This is a genomic window from Herbaspirillum sp. C7C2, assembly GCF_022627865.1.
Taxonomy (GTDB): domain Bacteria; phylum Pseudomonadota; class Gammaproteobacteria; order Burkholderiales; family Burkholderiaceae_D; genus Herbaspirillum; species Herbaspirillum frisingense.
The window spans coordinates 91,449-110,950 of the sequence record NZ_JABXGI010000005.1 but is presented as its reverse complement, the minus strand read 5'-3'; the positions used below and the strand labels follow the sequence as shown (position 1 = coordinate 110,950).

At 59.0% G+C, this 19,502-nt stretch carries 21 protein-coding genes and 1 pseudogene; 8 read left to right on the top strand and 14 right to left on the bottom strand.

Going from position 1 to position 19,502, the window contains the following annotated elements; translation table 11 throughout:
• Positions 1-41 precede the first annotated feature (41 nt).
• The 6 genes from HWE04_RS24600 to merT all read right to left on the bottom strand — a co-directional run bounded on the left by HWE04_RS24600 (position 42) and on the right by merT (position 4,048).
• A complete protein-coding gene (locus HWE04_RS24600) occupies positions 42-1,040 on the bottom strand; it encodes a DUF3330 domain-containing protein (protein ID WP_446719220.1) in 999 nt (332 codons plus the stop codon).
• The gene (merE, locus tag HWE04_RS10045) at positions 1,037-1,273 is read right to left on the bottom strand and encodes a broad-spectrum mercury transporter MerE (RefSeq protein WP_003132004.1); all 237 of its coding nucleotides are present in this window, start codon (positions 1,271-1,273) and stop codon (positions 1,037-1,039) included. Before merE ends, HWE04_RS24600 begins: the two co-directional genes overlap by 4 nt.
• Positions 1,270-1,635: a mercury resistance co-regulator MerD gene (merD, locus tag HWE04_RS10040; RefSeq protein WP_000995360.1), complete on the bottom strand. Its 366-nt coding sequence runs from the start codon at positions 1,633-1,635 to the stop codon at positions 1,270-1,272. The genes merE and merD overlap by 4 nt, the downstream gene beginning before the upstream one ends.
• A gap of 17 nt (positions 1,636-1,652) precedes the next feature.
• Positions 1,653-3,338, bottom strand: a complete 1,686-nt coding sequence (gene merA, locus HWE04_RS10035; RefSeq protein WP_003158917.1) for a mercury(II) reductase — start codon at positions 3,336-3,338, stop codon at positions 1,653-1,655.
• A gap of 71 nt (positions 3,339-3,409) precedes the next feature.
• Positions 3,410-3,685, bottom strand: coding sequence for a mercury resistance system periplasmic binding protein MerP (merP, locus tag HWE04_RS10030; RefSeq protein ID WP_003131987.1), 276 nt, complete (start codon positions 3,683-3,685; stop codon positions 3,410-3,412).
• 12 nt (positions 3,686-3,697) lie between these two features.
• The gene (merT, locus tag HWE04_RS10025) at positions 3,698-4,048 is read right to left on the bottom strand and encodes a mercuric ion transporter MerT (RefSeq protein ID WP_003131974.1); all 351 of its coding nucleotides are present in this window, start codon (positions 4,046-4,048) and stop codon (positions 3,698-3,700) included.
• 71 nt (positions 4,049-4,119) lie between these two features.
• Between merT and HWE04_RS10020 the strand changes: the two genes are divergently transcribed.
• The 3 genes and pseudogenes from HWE04_RS10020 (at position 4,120) to HWE04_RS10010 (ending at position 7,429) form a co-directional block, all read left to right on the top strand.
• Positions 4,120-4,554, top strand: coding sequence for a mercury resistance transcriptional regulator MerR (locus HWE04_RS10020; protein WP_003131969.1), 435 nt, complete (start codon positions 4,120-4,122; stop codon positions 4,552-4,554).
• Positions 4,555-4,587: 33 nt separating this feature from the next.
• Positions 4,588-7,062 (top strand): annotated as a pseudogene (locus HWE04_RS10015) (efflux RND transporter permease subunit); the annotation flags it as partial.
• A gap of 28 nt (positions 7,063-7,090) precedes the next feature.
• Positions 7,091-7,429: a copper-binding protein gene (locus HWE04_RS10010; RefSeq protein ID WP_008328976.1), complete on the top strand. Its 339-nt coding sequence runs from the start codon at positions 7,091-7,093 to the stop codon at positions 7,427-7,429.
• A 137-nt stretch (positions 7,430-7,566) separates the two neighbouring features.
• On the opposite strand, the gene HWE04_RS10005 is transcribed toward HWE04_RS10010, so the two are convergent.
• The 6 genes from HWE04_RS10005 to HWE04_RS09980 form a co-directional block, all read right to left on the bottom strand.
• The gene (locus HWE04_RS10005) at positions 7,567-8,136 is read right to left on the bottom strand and encodes an HlyD family secretion protein (RefSeq protein WP_241812310.1); all 570 of its coding nucleotides are present in this window, start codon (positions 8,134-8,136) and stop codon (positions 7,567-7,569) included.
• Between the two features lie 217 nt (positions 8,137-8,353).
• Complete coding sequence (locus tag HWE04_RS10000; RefSeq protein ID WP_446719223.1) at positions 8,354-9,055, bottom strand: ABC transporter ATP-binding protein; 702 nt, start codon at positions 9,053-9,055, stop codon at positions 8,354-8,356.
• A gap of 174 nt (positions 9,056-9,229) precedes the next feature.
• Entirely contained in the window at positions 9,230-10,372 is a 1,143-nt protein-coding gene (locus HWE04_RS09995) for a helix-turn-helix domain-containing protein (RefSeq protein ID WP_241812308.1), read from the bottom strand.
• Positions 10,373-10,448: 76 nt separating this feature from the next.
• Positions 10,449-11,525: a GlxA family transcriptional regulator gene (locus HWE04_RS09990; protein WP_241812307.1), complete on the bottom strand. Its 1,077-nt coding sequence runs from the start codon at positions 11,523-11,525 to the stop codon at positions 10,449-10,451.
• A 333-nt stretch (positions 11,526-11,858) separates the two neighbouring features.
• Entirely contained in the window at positions 11,859-12,359 is a 501-nt protein-coding gene (locus HWE04_RS09985) for a histidine kinase (RefSeq protein ID WP_241812306.1), read from the bottom strand.
• A gap of 250 nt (positions 12,360-12,609) precedes the next feature.
• Positions 12,610-13,188, bottom strand: coding sequence for a hypothetical protein (locus HWE04_RS09980; RefSeq protein WP_006462172.1), 579 nt, complete (start codon positions 13,186-13,188; stop codon positions 12,610-12,612).
• A gap of 692 nt (positions 13,189-13,880) precedes the next feature.
• Between HWE04_RS09980 and HWE04_RS09975 the strand changes: the two genes are divergently transcribed.
• The 5 genes from HWE04_RS09975 (at position 13,881) to map (ending at position 17,635) form a co-directional block, all read left to right on the top strand.
• On the top strand, positions 13,881-14,864 hold the full coding sequence (locus tag HWE04_RS09975; RefSeq protein ID WP_241812305.1) for a DUF1852 domain-containing protein: 984 nt from the start codon (positions 13,881-13,883) through the stop codon (positions 14,862-14,864).
• 40 nt (positions 14,865-14,904) lie between these two features.
• Positions 14,905-15,939, top strand: coding sequence for a methionine synthase (locus tag HWE04_RS09970; protein ID WP_241812304.1), 1,035 nt, complete (start codon positions 14,905-14,907; stop codon positions 15,937-15,939).
• 113 nt (positions 15,940-16,052) lie between these two features.
• Entirely contained in the window at positions 16,053-16,562 is a 510-nt protein-coding gene (locus HWE04_RS09965; RefSeq protein ID WP_241812303.1) for a flavin reductase family protein, read from the top strand.
• Between the two features lie 93 nt (positions 16,563-16,655).
• Positions 16,656-16,868: a ParD-like family protein gene (locus tag HWE04_RS09960; protein WP_039874457.1), complete on the top strand. Its 213-nt coding sequence runs from the start codon at positions 16,656-16,658 to the stop codon at positions 16,866-16,868.
• Positions 16,865-17,635 carry a type I methionyl aminopeptidase gene (map, locus tag HWE04_RS09955; RefSeq protein WP_241812302.1) on the top strand — a complete coding sequence of 257 codons (771 nt, stop codon included), beginning with the start codon at positions 16,865-16,867 and terminating at the stop codon, positions 17,633-17,635. The genes HWE04_RS09960 and map overlap by 4 nt, the downstream gene beginning before the upstream one ends.
• Before the next feature lie 276 nt (positions 17,636-17,911).
• Here map and HWE04_RS09950 read toward each other — a convergent pair whose 3' ends face one another.
• Together HWE04_RS09950 and HWE04_RS09945 are read right to left on the bottom strand one after the other, a co-directional pair.
• Positions 17,912-18,481: a hypothetical protein gene (locus HWE04_RS09950; protein WP_241812301.1), complete on the bottom strand. Its 570-nt coding sequence runs from the start codon at positions 18,479-18,481 to the stop codon at positions 17,912-17,914.
• A gap of 53 nt (positions 18,482-18,534) precedes the next feature.
• Positions 18,535-19,260 carry a hypothetical protein gene (locus HWE04_RS09945; RefSeq protein WP_241812300.1) on the bottom strand — a complete coding sequence of 242 codons (726 nt, stop codon included), beginning with the start codon at positions 19,258-19,260 and terminating at the stop codon, positions 18,535-18,537.
• Positions 19,261-19,502: the final 242 nt, after the last annotated feature.

Here is a 19,502-nt window from a genome sequence, read left to right as displayed (position 1 = left end):
CAGACCACCCCCGCGCCAGTGCTAGCTTTGCGTACCGTCACTTATTGCACTGAAAACGAGGAGACCCCGTCGCAGGCGTTCGGATCGGCATCGGTTTCGTTCCCTGTCTTGGCACGCGCTTCGAAGCGTTGATAACACTCCAACCCGCAGAAGTGCTCGACGTATTCCGCGCCTTCCGGGGTGAAGGCGGCATCGAGCGGGATTTCCTTGCAGCACACGCAGCAACTGGTGGTGGTCGAGTCACTTGCATTCATGGTGGCACCCCTCCATTGACTGACGAAGACGGCGAATGCCGCCGCCGGCATTGGCTTCGCGAACAGGAAGCCTTGTCCTGTGTCGCAGTCCGCTTGTCGCAATAGATCAAGACTCGCCGATGTTTCCACGCCTTCAGCCACCACATCCATGCCCAGCCCGTGCGCAAGCTGAATCACGGTGTGCACGATGGTTTGGTCGCGGCGGTCGTTGGCGAGCCCGGCGACAAACGATTGGTCGATCTTGAGCGTGCTGATTGGGCAGCACTTCAGATGTTGCAGACAGGAATACCCCGTCCCGAAGTCATCGGCGGCGAAGCGCACACCGATCTGCCGCAAGGCGTCCAGGGCGGGGAAGATCGCCGGATCACCAAACGCGACCGATTCGGTCAGCTCGATTTCGAGATACTCGGCGGGCAACTCGGCATCAGCCAGCACGCCCTTTACCCACCCGTCGAAGTCCGGTCCCACTTGGCTCGCCGAAACATTGACGGCCAGCCGGAACGGTCGCCATGCCAGCATTCGCCAGTCACGCATCTGGCGGCAGGCTTCGCCCAGCACCCAAGCGCCGATTTCAGGCATCAGGCCGGACGATTCGACCACGGGCAGGAACTGGCCCGGTGGCAATAGTCCAAGCGTCGGATGACGCCAGCGCAACAGGGCTTCCGCGCCGACAATCCCACCACTGCGCAGATCGACGACGGGCTGGTAGTGCAGTTCAAGCTGCCCGCGCTCGACCGCTTGGGCCAGTTCCGGCGTCGTCCATCCATCCGGCCGGAAAGCGCTCATTCTCTTTCCCTGAATGCCCGCAACGCCCGCGACAGGGACAGAAGGAACAGGCCGGTCAAACCGAGCGCCGCGATGACCCAATGCTCGCCGAGGAAAGCACCGGCGGTTGTGCCGGCCAGCACGACAGCGAGGATGGGCAGGTGGCAGGGGCAAGTCAGCACAGCCAGTCCGCCCCACAGGTAGCCGGTGATCGGTTTGTGCGTCTCGGACGGCAAGCGCTCGGGGTTGTTCATGGCAGACTCTCCGCGTGCTGTGCCGGCTCGGTCGGCAGGGTGGCCAACTGCACTTCCAGATCGGCCAACGCTTCGCGCCGACGCTCGACGAACTGACGCAGCAGGGCAAGCTGCGCGGCCGCTTCGTCGCCGTCCGCCGCATCCAGCGCCCGGCACAGCCGCGCCAGCGCGTCGAGGCCGATGCCCGCCTCGAAGGCCGCCCGCACGAAGCACAGCCGTTGCAAGGCGGCGTCATCGAACAAGCCGTAGCCGCCTGGTGTGCACGCCACCGGGCGCAGCAATCCGCGCAGCAGGTAGTCGCGCACGATATGCACGCTCACCCCGGCATCAAGAGCCAGCCGGGACACCGTGTAGGCGTTCATTGAACACCTCCTTTTTCTCACCCGGCGCAGCAGGAAAGCTGCTTCACATCCTTGTTGAAGGTCTGCGCCGCGAGCTTCAACCCCTCGACCATCGTCAGGTAGGGGAACAACTGGTCGGCCAGTTCCTGCACCGTCATGCGGTTGCGAATGGCCAGAGCCGCCGTCTGGATCAGTTCACCCGCTTCCGGCGCGACCGCCTGTACGCCGATCAGCCGATGGCTGCCTTCCTCGATAACCAACTTGATGAAGCCGCGTGTGTCGAAGTTGGCGAGCGCACGCGGCACGTTGTCCAAGGTCAAGGTGCGGCTGTCGGTCTCGATCCCGTCGTGGTGGGCTTCCGCCTCGCTGTAGCCCACGGTCGCCACTTGCGGATCGGTGAACACCACGGCCGGCATTGCGGTCAGGTCGAGCGCCGCATCGCCGCCGGTCATGTTGATCGCGGCACGGGTGCCGGCCGCTGCCGCCACATAGACGAACTGCGGCTGGTCGGTGCAGTCGCCGGCCGCGTAGATGTTCGGGTTGCTCGTGCGCATGCCTTGGTCGATGGCGATGGCACCTTGCGCATTGACAGTGACCCCCGCTGCGTCCAGCGCGAGGCTGCGCGTGTTCGGTGTCCGACCGGTGGCAACCAGCAGTTTGTCGGCGCGCAATTCACCGTGCGTGGTGGTCAGCACGAATTCACCGTCCATATGGGCGACCTGGCTGGCTTGCGTGTGCTCCAGCACCTCGATGCCCTCGGCACGGAAAGCGGCTGTCACCGCCTCGCCGATGGCCGGGTCTTCACGGAAGAACAAGGTATTGCGCGCCAGGACCGTGACCTTGCTGCCCAGCCGGGCAAAGGCTTGCGCCAGCTCCAGCGCCACCACCGACGAGCCGATTACGGCAAGGCGTTCGGGAATGGTGTCGCTCGCCAGGGCCTCGGTGGAAGTCCAGTAGGGTGACTCTTTCAAGCCCGGAATCGGCGGGACCGCCGGGCTGGCACCCGTGGCGACCAGGCAGCGGTCGAACATCACGACGCGCTCGCCACCCTCGTTCAAACGGACGGTAAGGCTCTGGTCGTCCTTGAAGCGCGCCTCACCGTGCACAACGGTGATGGCCGGATTACCGCCCAGGATGCCTTCGTACTTGGCGTGCCGCAGTTCGTCGACGCGGGCCTGCTGCTGGGCCAGCAGCTTACTGCGGTCAATCGTAGGCACAGTTGCCGCAATACCGCCATCGAACGGGCTTTCCCGGCGCAGATGGGCGATGTGGGCGGCGCGGATCATGATCTTGGACGGCACACAGCCGACATTGACGCAGGTGCCGCCGATGGTGCCGCGCTCGATCAGCGTGACCTGCGCGCCTTGCTCGACGGCTTTCAGCGCCGCCGCCATCGCGGCTCCACCGCTGCCAATGACCGCTACCTGCACCGGGGGCTCGTTGCCACTGTGCTTTTCGGCGGCGGCCATCCATCCCCGCACCTTGTCGAGCAGTCCGACGCGGTTGTCCGCCAGTGGCGCATCGGCTAGCGTTGCCTTGTAGCCCAGTCCGGCCACGGCGGCAGTCAGCGCGTCCGGCGATGTGCCCGGCACGATGGCGAGTTGCGCTGTGCCCTTCGGATAGGACACCAGCGCCGACTGCACGCCTGGCACTTTTTCCAGCGCTTCCTTGACGTGCGCCGCGCACGAGTCGCAAGTCATGCCGGTGATTTTTAGATGGGTCATGCAACAGATCCTTTATCGTTTGTGGCGCCAGACAATGACGTCCGTTGTGCTGCGGTGCCGTTTTCAGTGACTCACTGCTTGACGCTGGACGGATAGCCCGCGTCTGCGGTTGCCTTGGTCAGCTTCTGCACGCTGGTCTTGGCATCGTCGAAGGTGACGACCGCTTGGCGTGTCTCGAAAGTCACGTCAACTTTGCTGACGCCTTCGACCTTGGAAATCGCCTTCTTGACAGTGATCGGGCAGGCGGAGCAGGTCATGCCCGGTACGGACAGCGTGACGGTCTGGGTGGCGGCCCAGACGGGGGCAACAACGGCGGCGAGGGCGAGGGAGGCAAACAGTTTCTTCATGGTGAACTCCGATCAGTAGAAAAATGGCATGACGTAGGGAAATCCGAGCGCGACCAGAACCAGCGCGGCCACGATCCAGAAAATGAGCTTGTAAGTAGCTCGCACTTGGGGAATCGCGCAGACCTCACCCGGTTTGCAGGCCGCTGCCTGCCGGTAGATGCGCCGCCAGGCGAAGAACAACGCCACCAGCGCCACGCCGATAAAGATGGGGCGATAGGGTTCCAACACCGCCAAGTTGCCGATCCAAGCGCCGCTGAACCCCAAGGCGATCAGAACCAACGGCCCGAGGCAGCAAGCCGAGGCGAGGATGGCGGCAAGCCCTCCAGTGAAGAGCGCGCCGCGCCCGGTTTTTGGTTCAGACATGCGCTTGTCCTTTCGAATTGAAATTGGATAGCGTAACCTTACTTCCGTACTCATGTACGGAGTCAAGCGATATGGAAAACAATTTGGAGAACCTGACCATTGGCGTTTTCGCCAAGGCGGCCGGGGTCAATGTGGAGACCATCCGTTTCTATCAGCGCAAGGGCTTGTTGCTGGAGCCTGACAAGCCCTATGGCAGCATCCGCCGCTATGGCGAGGCGGATGTAACGCGGGTGCGCTTCGTGAAATCAGCCCAGCGGCTGGGCTTCAGCCTGGATGAGATCGCCGAGCTGCTGCGGCTGGAGGATGGCACCCATTGCGAGGAAGCCAGCAGTCTGGCCGAGCACAAGCTCAAGGACGTGCGCGAGAAAATGGCTGACCTGGCGCGCATGGAGGCCGTGCTGTCTGAGTTGGTGTGCGCCTGCCATGCGCGAAGGGGGAACGTTTCCTGCCCGCTGATCGCGTCACTACAGGGTGGAGCAAGCTTGGCAGGTTCGGCTATGCCTTAGCGTGCTTTATTTTCCGTTTTCTGAGACGACCCCGAGATGGCGGAAACCGAGTACATGGTGCGGGCTTCCGGCTATTTGAAGGCGCTGGCGGACTTCCGCAACATTCCCTTGGCGACGGGGAAAAACGGCGTACCCGTCAAACTGGGTGATGTGGCGACCATCCAATTCGGACCGGAGATGCGCCGCGGTATTGCGGAACTCAATGGCGAAGGTGAGTCGGTGGGAGGCGTCATCATCCTGCGCTCAGGCAAGAACGCGCAGGACACCATTGCGGCCGTCAAGAGCCGACTGGAAGAGCTCAAAAAAAGCCTGCCCGCTGGTGTTGAGGTCGTACCCGTCTATGACCGGAGCCAGTTGATCGATCGTGCCATCGACAACCTGTCGCACAAGCTGCTTGAGGAGTTCATTGTCGTTGCGGTCGTTTGCGGCCTGTTCCTCTGGCATCTGCGTTCTGCCCTGGTTGCCATCGTCTCTCTGCCGCTGGGCATCATGATTGCCTTCATCGTGATGCGGTATCAGGGCGTCAATGCCAACATCATGTCCCTAGGGGGGATCGCCATTGCAATTGGTGCCATGGTCGATGCCGCCGTTGTCATGATCGAGAATGCGCACAAGCATATTGAAGAGTGGACGCATCGACATCCAGGGCAACCTTTGCAGGGGGAAACCCATTGGAGAGTCATTGGTGAGGCGGCCGCAGAGGTCGGACCAACGCTGTTTTTCTGCTTGCTGATCATTACCCTGTCGTTTATCCCGGTATTCACGCTGGAGGCGCAGGAGGGACGCTTATTCGGGCCATTGGCATTTACCAAGACCTATGCAATGGCTGGTGCCGCCGGATTATCCGTCACGCTGATTCCGATCCTGATGGGCTACATGATCCACGGGAAGATCCCTTCGGAGAACAGCAATCCGCTCAATCGCTGGCTGATTCGTTGCTATCGGCCGTTACTGGAAGCCGTCTTGCGACGGCCTAGGGCGACACTGGCAATTGCGGCGCTTGCGCTGTTGACGACCTTATGGCCGATCAGCCGTTTGGGCGGCGAGTTCTTGCCGCAGATGGATGAGGGGGATCTACTCTATATGCCGTCTGCCTTGCCAGGCTTGTCCGCATCCAAAGCTGCCGAACTGCTGCAACAGACCGATCGCCTGATCAAGACGGTTCCGGAAGTCGCCAGTGTTTTCGGCAAAGCCGGCCGTGCCGAGAGTGCGACCGATCCCGCCCCCTTGGAGATGTTCGAGACGACCATTCAATTCAAGCCGCGTGATCAATGGCGCCCCGGCATGACGCCGGCGAAGTTGGTGAATGAACTTGACCGGGTCGTCAAAGTGCCTGGCCTGTCAAATATCTGGGTGCCGCCCATTCGTAACCGGCTAGACATGCTGGCTACCGGGATAAAAAGCCCGATTGGCGTCAAAGTGTCAGGCACCAGCCTGGCCGATATCGACAAGACGGCGCAAGAAATTGAACAGGTTGCCAAAGCAGTACCGGGCGTCAGCTCCGCGCTCGCCGAACGTCTCAGTGGCGGACGTTACGTGGATGTCGATATCGACCGGCTGACCGCCGCCAACTACGGTCTCAACATCGCTGATGTCCAGAGCATCGTCTCGTCGGCCATCGGTGGGGAGAACGTCGGTGAGACGATTGAGGGACTGGCGCGTTATCCGATCAGCGTTCGTTACCCGAGAGAGACTCGGGACTCGCTAGAGCGCCTGCGCGATCTACCGATTCTGACCGGCGGCGGCCAGCAGATCACCTTGGGAACTGTTGCCACGCTGAAGATCAGCGATGGTCCACCCATGCTCAAAAGTGAGAATGCGCGGCCCAGCGGCTGGATCTATGTCGATGTCCGGGAGCGGGATCTGTCATCTGTGGTCGCCGACTTGCGCACTGCGGTCAGTTCCAAGGTAAAGCTGATGCCCGGGTTGAGCATTGCCTACTCGGGACAATTCGAATACCTGGAGCGAGCAAATGCACGTTTGAAGCTGGTGGTGCCGGCAACGCTAATGATCATCTTCGTGCTGCTCTATTTGACGTTCCGGCGCTTCGATGAGGCAGCATTGATCATGGCCTCACTGCCATTTGCCTTGGTCGGCGGCATCTGGTTCCTCTATGTTCAAGGCTACAACCTCTCGGTTGCCACCGGTGTCGGGTTCATCGCTCTGGCTGGCGTGTCCGCTGAATTCGGCGTAGTCATGCTGTTGTACCTGAAACAGGCGGTCTCTGTCCGTGAACAACAGGTAGGTGCTATCTCAGTCCCCGTACTGGAGGATGCAATCCGCGAAGGTGCCGTGCTCAGGGTCCGCCCAAAGGCGATGACCGTGGCCGTCATCCTGGCGGGCCTGATCCCAATTCTGTGGGGAAGCGGCGCCGGCTCCGAAGTCATGAGCCGGATTGCAGCGCCGATGGTCGGCGGCATGATTACCGCTCCATTGCTTTCGATGTTCGTCATTCCGGCCGCGTATCGTTTGATGCGTGGTCGTCAACCCAAAGCCAATCCGGCTTAATTTATCCTCAATGTGAAAGGAAGTTGATATGAAGAACTTGATGTACGCCATGCTTTTTACCGCATCGCTGGGCAGCAGCGCGCCCGTATTTTCCGCAGACATGCAAGGCATGAAGATGGGCCAAGCCGATGCTGGCGAAATGATTTCTCATGGGACCGGTGTCATCAAGAGCCTCGACCAGAAGCAAAAAACCGTTACCTTGGCACATCAACCCATCAAAGAACTAAACTGGCCGGCAATGACCATGGGCTTCAAAGTATCGGATGAGAAAATGCTACAAGGCCTCAAAGTCGGAGACCAGGTGACATTCGAATTGAAGGGGAGTGGAGCCGCGCCCGTCGTGACGGGAATTCGTCCTGCCAAATAAGCCTGGCACCGTCCGTGCTTACACGTTCCTAATGCGACACGGACGGTAGGACGTGAGCAAGGCATCCATAAGGTCGAAAAGGTAACCAATCATCTATGAAATATGAATGATGGATGATTTCTTAATTACTTTTTCGCTTATGTATGAACATTTGCTTTATCTCGGCTGGCTCCCTCATAGGCGCCCTGGGGCGATACATAGCTGCCCACCGATGCATTGAGCGCCAGGACGACACCGTCGGTGGCGGCGCGTATCGTGTACTTTTGCAACAGCGCCTGGGCTGCAACATAGGTTTGCGACAGTGCCTCGGCCTGCCGCTGTTGCACCATGATGTCGTAGCGCCAGGCCCCGGCACGGACCAGTGCGAACTGACGCCTGGCCACCTCCAGGCTGGCCTCGGCCTGATACAGCGCGTCCGCAGCGTTATCGAGCACATCCTGGCTGATCGAGCGGGCATCCAGGTTCCGACTGGCGCGGCGCTTGTCGAACTGGTCCCGGGCGGTCCTCAGATTGGCATCGGCCAGTACCACCTGGGCGCGGGCGACCTGCAGGGCCTCGGGGCGTGGCTGCGCCTTTAGCTGGGATAGTTGCGCCTGCGCGGATTCAGCCTGCAGTCTGGCCTGCTCGGTGCTGGCCCGCTGCACGGCATCGTCCAGTACCAGCAAGGCTGCGCCCGCCTTGACTTGCTGGCCTTCTGCGACCAGCACCTGGATGATCCTGCCGGCGACCTCCGGGTAGACCGGAATGTTGGCGCCTCCAGCCTGCTCGCTTTCGATGATGCCATTGGCATAGATGGCGTCGGGGTAGGGATTGGTGACGGGGCGAAGGCGGGTGGCGGAGGCTTGCGTTCCAGCCCGAACAGCCAGGCCGCGCCCAGGCCCATGATCAGGCCGACGATGGCCAGAATGAAGATGGATCGGTTTTTCATCCAGGCCCCTTGTCCAGCCCGGTGACCTTGCCGTCGGCCATGTGCACGATGCAGTCCGCGAATTCATTGATGCGCGCATCGTGGGTGACGATCAGGATGCAACGTTGCGGGTTGAGCACCTTCTCCCGTAGAAAGGAGAGGATCATGTGGCCGGTGTCGCCGTCCAGCGAGGCGGTGGGTTCGTCGAGAATGAGGACAGGGGGAGCACCAACGATGGCCCTGGCGATGGCCACACGTTGCTGCTCGCCGCCGGAGAGCTTGACCGGCAGCATGTCTCCCCGGCCTTTCAGGCCCACCACCTCCAGCAGTTCGTTGGCCGCGACCAGCGCGGGTTGCCAGGCCTGTTGCCTCAGTATCAGCGGGATGGCGACGTTCTCGGCGCTGGTCAGTCGCGGGAAGAGATGATAGTCCTGGAACACGAAACCGACGCGATGGAGACGGAAATCGGCCAGCTGATCGTCGTCCAGGGACCAGAGATCGACCCCGTCGACCCTTACCGTCCCCTCGTTTGGCCTGAGGATGCCGGAAAGGATGCTCAGCAAGGTGGTCTTGCCGCTGCCGGAGGGCCCGACGATGAAGGAGATTTCGCCGAAGCAGGCTGTCAGGCAGGCGTGATCAATGGCCAATACCCGCGTGGCCCCTTCACCGAAATACTTGACCAGGCCGTCGGCGACGATGGCTTTTCTTTTTCTTGTCAGCGCTTCGATGTCGGCCTGCATCCTCTTTCCTCCAAGGCGGGAGTGTTGTCTGGCGCGCCGCTGCAATGCCGACGCCGGTCGCGAGCCGGTGACGGGTGTCCTTGAACATCTGCTGGAATGATGCGCCGCTGCTGCCTGGCGGGCGTGACCTACGTCAAGAATTTCGCAGCGCCTTCAGGCGCTGCGCGGTGTGGCGGCCTTCCGCTCAAGCACCAGCACCTGGCCCCTCTCCGTTGCTGGTGTTTTCTCGCAGGGCTGCTCCATCTGATCCTGTTCATACTGGTCCCAGGAAACGGCGCCGCTGGCCAGTTCTTCGAGCGCGTGAAGCGCCAGGACATGCACGTGGCGCACACTGACTTCGATCAGGCCGGCTTTGCGGAAGCGGGTGATGAGACGGCTCATGCTCTCATTGGTCAGGCCGAGGAAGAGACCGATATCGGTCCGGCTCATGCGCAATGAGAAGTCGTTTGCGGAGTGACCGCAACGCGAGGAAATGCGGGACAGGTCCAACAGGAAGGAGGCAAAGCGCTGCTCCGACCTGGACTTGAGCAACAGGCTTTGCTGCTGCATCGATGTCACCTCGTTGCTCAGGCGGCGCAGGATCTGATGCTGCAGGCTGGGGATCTTTCTCGACAGGTATTCCAGACCGTGGAAGGAGACCTCGCAGATCTGGCTGTCTTCAAGTGCGATTGCATCGACGTCATAGTGGGTATGTGATGCGCTCTCCATCCCCAGCAGGTCGCCGACGTGGTGAAAGGCGATCACATCCATCCCACCGTGGGTGGAGACACGCACGGTCTTGAAACTGCCCATGCGGATGATGAAGAGCTTGGTGCATTCGTCATGCGCCCGATAGGCAAACTGGCCCCGCAGGACCCGCCGCCGCCGTCCTACCAGCTGTTCGAATTGCTCTATTTCCGCGGCGCTGAGGCCTTGCGGAAAACACTGCCGCTGCACGATGCAGCTCTTGCACGTCAATACGGGAAACAGGCGGCTACTGCCGGTGGTGTCGGACTTGCTCATGTCGGGCTCCAGGCCCCCGGTGGGTGGCGGCTCGATGGTTTGGGGACCACTTGTGTTTCCGCCGGACAAACGCTTTCCTGATGCCCACACTTTCTGTTTGTTATGAGGGCGGGCCCATCGCAGGAGCTTTTCTTCAAGATAGTGAATGCGGAGGTTTCCACATACCGTGGCAAAGGCCACAAACTGATGTAGATCAATGATCTGGGCTCCATTGCAAGAAAGGAGCAAAGCGACCGGCTGATCAATGTGTTGCTCAAGGCTGTTCAGTAATAACTGGTGAAGACCTTGTCCCACGCAAGGCGGGCTGACAGACGGATCGAATTCCCGCTGCGGCGATAGAAATGATAGAACCGGAAGAAGGGAGAGATTTTCATGATTGATGGATATGCAGATGGGCCGTGGACAAAATGATCGGGGAGGGCGGCGGAGAATCTTCCTTCCTGCGGTATTCTCCCGGCGATATCCCGTGGTGCTTGCGGAACAACCTGGAGAGATGTTCGCCGCTGACCAGGCCGCATCGTCGTGCGATTTTCTCGATCGGCAGGTCGGACTCCTTCAGATAGAGGCACGCGGCCTCCAGCCGGATCCTGGTCAGAAAACTGTGGGGCGTTTGCCCGGTTTCCCGTTTGAATTCGCGCTGAAAGTTACGCTCGCTCATGGCCACATGATCGGCCGCGTCGGCCAGGTTGATCGGCGAGGCCATATGCTCTTCCAGCCATAGCAATGACTTTTGGATGCGATCACTTCGGTGGCGTTTTTCTCCCGTCTTGAAGGTGCTGTCGCGGGAGATGGCGGGCTTGAACTGGTGATGTTGCCGGACTGTCAGCGATTGCTCGATGCGGTTGGCGAAACTGCCGCCGAGATCATCTTCGATGAGGGAGAGGGCGATTTCAGCACCGGTTCCGGAGTCTGCGGACGTAAAGACGTTTTCGTCCTGGATGATGATGTCGCTGGACTGGATATCGACCTTGGGAAATTCCCGATGCAGTTTGTCCCGCAGCGCCCAGTGGGTAGCGACCTTTCTGTGGTCCAAAAGACCGGCACCCGCCAGGACGAAGACCCCCGTGCAGAGCGCAGCGATGCGCCGGGGATCCGCGGTGGGCGTTCGTAGCCACTGCAGTAGTTGCTGGTTCTTGTAGTCCGCGAAATTTCCGCGACCATCGGCGATGATGATGCTGTCAAAGGCGCTCATTGCCACGTGCTTCAACGCCAGCGTGCCGATCTGTACTGAACTGGACGTCGTGATCATGCCCCCCATGACCGAAAGCAATGAAAAATGGTAGCCGTTGCTCCTGGAAAACATGGAGGAGAGCATCTTGTCCGCGACGAAGAAGACCTCGGCGATTTCGGCCAGGTCCGCCAGGATAACCCCATCCGAAACGATGACCCCTACCTGTTTGATGGAGCTGCTTTCTTCACTTAATTCTTTTGATTGATAAGAATGCATTTGCGCGTTCCTCTGTTATGGGTATAGCAAGAACAAGCCTCAACGCGAGCCCTGTTTCCCCCCGGACATCACTGAAATGAATGGAATATTCAGTCCACTGACTTCTTGCTTGACTCATCTTAGTGGTGCTAGATGCGATTCAAAGTGGCGACTTTTGACGGGCGTCAAACATTTCATCTAGCGCTATACAAAAATGAATGTATATGTCGGTCGTCCAGACTCTTGCACCTCCATCTGTTTCAAAAAAGGCAGGCTTCTGGTCATTCCGTCGCCAACCCATGCTTCGTAGCCACTTCCTGCCGCGCGGGAAACAACATGGCGGTCTTTCGTCGCTTACCGGCTAAGAGACGATACGGCCGTCGTGCCAGGCAGCTTCGTGCTGTCGGTGGTCAGAGGTGCCAGGCCCAGTCGCCGCCTCACGAATGGATCGGAGTATTCGTCATCGGCCGGCGTGGCGCTCGGCAAGGCGGGCAAGGCCACCGTTTTCCCCGGGCAACTCCGGCCGGTCGCTTCAACCGCCTTCTGATTGGCCGCGCTCTGGCACAGCAAGGCCAGGGCCACGTCCTCCATCCCCATGGCGCGGAATTCACGCGAGTCCAGGCGCCGCACGCAAGCGTCATCGACCATGGTGGTGCCACCGGTGGCACCGAAGCCCACCATGCTTACGCCGAAAGACGATGAACCCATGCAGGTATCGGAAAACGTGGAGGTCAACGAGGGGGCGGCGATAGGCGGGGTAGTGCGTACCGTGTAGCTGCCCCCGTAGTTGATGGTGGTGGGTGTACCGGCACTACTGCCGTCGGACCCACCCACGCCGTTGGCCACCGAAACCATGACACTGGACGCATTTCCGGTCGCCGCGCCGCCGGTTGCACTGCCTCCCGACGCCGTACCCCCCATTGCAGCGCCCCCCGCCCCGCCCATGCCACCGTTAGCCGTCGCCGTGGCAGTGGGATCGGCCCAGGCGGATGATGCGACAAGTGCTGTCATCAGCAGCACCAGGAAAGTTTTGTCCACGCTAGCCCCCTTCTGTTAGTGGGGGAGGTTTCCTCCCCCGGTTCTTGCTATAACGGCCTCTGCCTGATCAGCGGATGAATGCGCTTGCAGCCGCATTGCCACCGTTACCACCATTGCCACCCACGGCCGGGCCACTCTGGGCGCTGCCACCGATGGTGGTGGAAACGCCTGCGCCGCCGCCGTTGTAGTTACCACCAGCCGAGGCGTTGGCCGACCCGGTCGAGGACGTGGTGGCGCCACCGACTGCCACCGCATTGCCATTGGCCGTCTGGACATTGCCCGGAACGGACGAAGGCGAGGGGAAGTGGTATTGGCTAGTGGCGGCACCACTGGATGTGGTGACGCCGCCGATGGCCTTGGTGCCGCCGGTGGAGGTCAGATTGCCCCCGGTGTTGGCGATGCCGCCGATGTTGGATTGGCTGGCGCCGCCGCCGGTCGCATTGCCGCCAGTGGTGGAGCCGGCGCTGGCGTTACCGGAGACGGCGCCGCCGCCGGCACCGCCGTTACCGGCCGTGGAAACCACCACAGGGTTGGTGATGCGCGTGGTAGTGGCGGCAGGTTGCGGTTGGTGGCCCGGAAGCTGGAATGCCATGGCCGATGCGCTGAACGTGGAAACGATCATTGCAGCCAGATAGATTTTCTTCATTGCGTGCTCCTATTCACAAGATTGAGTGTCGATGTCGACTGCGGCCACTTGCCAGCACATGGCTTGCAGAGAAGGGTGGTCGATATCGGCCGTGATCTGAAGGGAGCGCGCGCCAAACGCTGTTGGAGGTGATCCCCCTATGCCCGCCGCCCCGATCAAGATGACCTTCGGCAGAGAAAATAGTAGAGATACTGGTGTTGGCATTTACGCCAAAATCATGATCGCTCTGGCCGCCACAAATGGCGCTTTTTGCCGGAATTGGTTGCATTTTGGTCGCTGATGTCTCCTTATGGGGACAAAAGCTGACAATGAGCTGACAGGTGCGGCGTCAGCGCTTGATCCGGGTGCGGCTCTTTTGGGGTATCGGAGGAGGGATCCTGCCCGGACTGTAACGTCCTGACGTAATTCAGATGGGAGTTGGCGCAGCCCTGTCCTGTTGACGCTGCCCGTTCTGCCTCCGGCAAGCCACGTCATTGTGCTGAACCGGTGAGCGCCTTGAGGCGAGTGAGTTCTCATCCACGCAGATGGTAGTGAAGGTACCGTCGGGCGGCGGCTGCGGTCGCGGGCCTTGCGTTGGTCCATGAGCCACTCTAATGGATCAATGAGGTAATTTCACTTTTTTTCATGGATGACTGCGCTTAAGATTCGCTTCGAACATCGTCATCACCAGGACGGCCAGAGGCTGAATCACCATGACCAAAGAATTTACGTTTGCCATCAAGAGCATCCGCTTCGACGAGGACTATCGTCCTTCCGAGAACACGCGCATCACTACCAACTTCGCCAACCTTGCCCGGGGCGAAAGCCGGCAGGAGAACCTGCGCAACACCTTCCGCATGATCGACAACCGCTTCAATGCCCTGGCGCATTGGGATAATCCGACAGGCGAGCGCTATCACGTCGCGCTGGAGATCATCTCGGTCGAGATGAAGATTGCCGGCGAGCGCAGCGGTCCGGCACTTCCCTTGATCGAGATATTGCAGACGACAGTCATCGATCAGCAGACGGGCGAACGCACTGCCGGCATCGTGGGCAACAACTTCTCCTCCTATGTACGCGATTACGATTTCAGCGTGGTCCTGCTGGAGCGCAACCGCAACCAGCCTGTCTTCAGCGCGCCCGAGGATTTTGGCGACCTGCATGGACGGCTGTTCAAGTCCTTCGTCGAGTCTGACGTGTACCGGGCGCATTTCGGCAAGCCGCCGGTCATCTGCCTGAGTGTCTCCGGCAGCCGGACCTACCGGCGCACCGAGAACCGGCACCCGGTATTGGGCGTGGAATACCTGCAGGACGAGTATTCGCTGACCGATGAATACTTCGGCAAGATGGGCATGCAGGTACGCTACTTCATGCCGCCCGACAGCGCCGCGCCGCTAGCGTTCTATTTCTCCGGCGATCTGCTGGGCGACTACACCAACCTGGAACTGATCAGCACCATCAGCACGATGGAGACCTTCCAGAAGATCTACCGGCCCGAGATCTACAACGCCAATTCGGTTGCCGGCAAGTCCTATCGGCCCAGCCTGAAGCACCAGGATTATTCCCTGACCCGCATCGTCTACGACCGCGAAGAACGCAGCCGGCTGGCGGTGGAGCAGGGCAGGTTTGCGGAAGAACACTTCATCAAGCCTTACCAGGCGGTACTGGCGCAGTGGTCCAACCATTACGCCCATTGATTAGCCGCACGGATTCATACAACAGAACAGGTCATCCAACGTGAAAAAACTCTTACCCACCTCCACCGCCGGCAGCCTGCCGAAACCTTCCTGGCTCGCCGAACCCGAGAAGCTCTGGTCGCCCTGGAAACTGCAAGGCGAAGAACTGCGTGACGGCAAGCGCGATGCCTTGCGCCTGTCCCTGCAGGAACAGGTCCATGCCGGCATCGATATCGTCAGTGATGGCGAACAGACGCGCCAGCATTTCGTGACGACCTTTATCGAACATCTGGACGGGGTCGATTTCGAGAAGCGCGAGACCGTGCGTATCCGCGACCGCTACGATGCCAGCGTGCCCACCGTGGTCGGTGCCGTCTCGCGCCAGAAACCGGTCTTCGTGGAAGACGCCAGGTTCCTGCGCCAGCAGACCGGGCAAACCATCAAATGGGCGCTGCCCGGCCCCATGACCATGATCGACACGCTCTATGACGCCCACTACAAGAGCCGCGAAAAACTGGCGTGGGAATTCGCCAAGATCCTCAATCAGGAAGCCCGGGAGCTGGAAGCGGCCGGCGTAGACATCATCCAGTTCGATGAGCCTGCCTTCAATGTCTTCTTCGACGAAGTCAACGACTGGGGCGTGGCCACGCTGGAACGTGCCATCGAAGGCCTGAAATGCGAAACCGCCGTCCATATCTGCTATGGCTACGGTATCAAGGCCAACACCGACTGGAAGAAGACCCTGGGCTCCGAGTGGCGGCAATACGAGGAAGCATTCCCGAAGCTGCAACAGTCCGGCATCGATATCGTCTCGCTGGAGTGCCACAATTCGCGCGTTCCCATGGACCTGATTGAACTCATCCGTGGCAAGAAGGTAATGGTCGGCGCCATCGATGTGGCCAGCAATACCATCGAAACCCCGGAGGAGGTCGCCGACACCCTGCGCAAGGCGCTGCAGTTCGTCGATGCCGACAAGCTCTATCCTTGCACCAACTGCGGCATGGCACCCCTGGCGCGCGACGTCGCCCGAGGCAAGCTCAATGCACTTGCTGCCGGCGCGGAGATCATCCGCCAGGAACTGGCCAGGCAGGCGTAGGCATACCCGTTTGGACGGGCGCCGCCAGCGGTGCGCGGTGATCGTCCAGGCTGACGCTGAGTTTTCATATCCATTTGGGTAGTTGCGATCCCAAGCCGCATTCCTGTTCCATCATGTCATTGACCAGCACAAGCATCGACCCATCGCGTTTTCGCGACGCGCTCGGGCATTACGCCTCCGGCATCACGGTGATTACCTCGCTGGTGGACGCCTCGCCGATCGGCTTCACTTGCCAGTCCTTCTACAGCGTGTCGGTGAATCCGCCACTGGTGTCTTTCAGCGTCATGTCCAGTTCGGTTAGCTATCCGGCGATCAGGCGGGCAGGGCGCTTTGCGGTCAATATTCTGGCCGCCGATCAGGCGCAAATTTCCAGCCAGTTCGCCCGCCGTGGCCAAGACAAGTGGCAGGGGTTGGATTGGCAGGCGTCGCCCCTGGGCAACCCCATCATTGCCGGCAGTCTGCACTGGCTGGATTGTCGGATTCATGCTGAACATATCGCTGGCGATCATCTCATCGTCATCGGCGAGGTGCTTGCCATGGACCAGCAAAAGCCGGCAAGCGCACAGCCATTGCTGTATTTTCGCGGGCAGTATCGGGACCTCGCAGAAGCCGTGGACGCCTGAACACCTGCGCCGGGATGGACTGACCGGGTGGTTGACCTGTTTTTTGATATGAATATATACTTCGTATATGAATCATATATATACAGGTCAATCATGGGTATTGTGAACATCGACGACGACTTGCACGACCAGATCCGCAAGGCCACGGCCGTATCCTGCCGCTCCATCAATGCGCAGGCGGCGTTCTGGATCAAGATCGGCGTTCTGGCCGAGACCAATCCAACGCTTTCCTTCAACGAGATCATCGCCCGCGAATTGCAGGAGGCCGGGGTAGTCACGCCCAGTGTCAGAGTGACGGCGACATGAAGAAGCGCCCCGAAGAAATCTCCCTGATGGCCGAATCAGGCAGGCTGCTGGCCAGCGTATTCAGCGGGCTGGATCAGATGGAGCTTGCCGGCATGTCTACCATGCAGGTCAACGACTGGGTTGACCGCTTTATCGTCGAGGAGCTGCACGCGCGGCCGGCCAGCAAAGGCCAGTATGGCTACGCGTTCGCCCTCAATTCATCGCGCAACAACGTGATCTGTCATGGTGTGCCGTCGGGAACGGAGATCCTCAGGGACGGCGACATCGTCAACTTCGACATTACGCTGGAGAAGAACGGCTATATCGCCGACTCCAGCAAGACCTACCTGATCGGAGCGGTCACGCCGGAAGCCCGGCATCTGGTGCAGATTACCTACGAAGCCATGTGGAAAGGCATCCATGCCGTGCGACCAGGCGCCCAGCTTGGCGATATTGGCTATGCCATTCAACGTCACGCGCAACGTCACGGGTTTTCGGTGGTCCGCGAGTTCTGCGGCCATGGCATCGGCCGGGAAATGCACGAGCCGCCGGAGGTATTGCATTGGGGACGACCGAAGACGGGGATGGTCCTGCAGGAAGGAATGGTATTTACCATCGAGCCAATGCTGAATCAGGGGCACCATGCCTGCCGCACGGAAGACGACGGCTGGACCGTGGTGACGGCCGACGGCAAGTTGTCGGCGCAGTTTGAACATACTGTGGCAGTGACCAGGAAAGGCGTGCAGGTGTTGACGTTGCGGCCTGAAGAAGGCTTCATTTCAGCTTGAGCCGGAATGTCTAAAACTTCGCATAATTTGTATTATGTAAAATTATACCGACGAGAGATTTCGTACATGAACGCTCCAGGAAGAGCGTTCCAGTTCACATCAAATTCCATAGGATCAATGTTGGGTGGCGTGGTGGTAGCCGTTGTCGGCATCGGACGGTCTGCGGTAAGCCGTCCCAAGGAGTACTCGTTGCGATTATTCGACCCCTCGCTCTAGAGATGAGAGAACTTCCTTGAAGCATTTACCCTAACAGGCAATGATCACGCTCCCTTCCCTTCATTTCTTGGCGGTCTTGGAAGTGGCAGGAACTGCATAGCGATCACCATTCTTTTCAAGAAATCCAAAGGCTGGATCTAGCAGTACACATAGATGTAGCTTGCCGTTTTTTTCAGGACATTTATCCGTCTGAATTTGAAGTTGAGATATGTTTTCTTCAAGCTTGGCTATTTGATCTCGCCGGTCTTGAATCTCGCTTAGAGAAGGTGTCCAAAAATATGCGAAGGTGCATATTGCGATGCCAAGTAAAGCAGATACTCCCCCTACGATGAATGGTTGAGATTTTTGAGAATTTTTATATGCAGCTGCCGCGGCTTCGGCGGCTCTTGTCGCAGCCGCGACCGATGTTGTGAGTTCGTGCGTGCAGGTTTTTGTCGCCTCTAGAACGGCGTGGTCAACGCGCTCCTGCAATAAGGTCGGCATTTGATTTTTTACAGCGTTTAGTTGAGCGATCTGGTTGCGAAACTCTTCAAGTTTTCTCGCAAACTCCTGTCGATCATTGATTGTCCCTTGCAGTGCCGTGAAAGCAAATTTCATCAGCTGGTTCAATTGATCTTCGGAAAGTGACATTATTTTTCTTTACCTATAAGTGTGTCTGAGGATGTGGTCATTTATTGAATGGTTCATAAGCTCATTCCACGTTCCTGTGTTTTTTCCAGTTTATGTTCGCGAACGAGGGTTCGCTCTTGCTCTTTGGCCCGCTCTTGAACCAGATACTGGGCGTGATACTGCCTCAAGCTGTAGTTGAGATGCCTAAAATCATCCACCTGGGAGTAGTTAATCCTTCCGCCCTCGCCTACCGAGATAATGAAACCGCCAGATGAACCACTACCTTCTGCTGTGTGCGTAGCAGCCAAGGCATTTAGGTACATAGTGAAAGTCAGGGAAAGGTCAGGACCTAATCCAAGAGCTTCGTCTGCCATAGCTTGGAAAAATCCATTCAGATCTACATTCTGATTGATCGGAGCTCTTTCAAAATCCAGATACGGGCAAAGTTTTTCTATTCCACAGTTTTCGGGCAATCCCTGTCCTGCACTCACATACCAGTGAACGCTTCGGGAGATATCTCCCAAATGCGGCTCTTGGCTAAGCAAACGCTCTAAAAAACTGCGCTTGTGTATCTCTTTGCTGTCTTTGTTTTCGGTGCGTTTGAATTCAAGAATTCGCATCATGCGTGAGCCCCGTACAACGAGGTCCGCTACCATTGCGTCCAAAGGAGTCTGCTGCAACAGATCGATGGCCAGCGGCAGATTTTTAGTGTGGCCTTGCCTCAATGCGACACGTGCCCCGACATGGGCACCAAATCCAAATAGGAAGTTGCCAATAACTACGTTTTCATACACCTTCAACGCACCCGCCCTCGAATTGTCAAAAAAACAATCATCAATCTCGCCCCAAGAGATTTTTAATGACTATTGTACTAAAGTTACCATAATGCAAGATTTCTTTTCAGATAGATTGCGAAGGGGTGACCCAGCCGATCCGAAGCTACCGCTGCCAAGGATTGTTTGAATTGGAGAACGCAGTCCGAAACAGGTTTCCGATAAGGTTCGAAGACGACGCCCTTCTCTTATGCAGGATGCATCCGGTC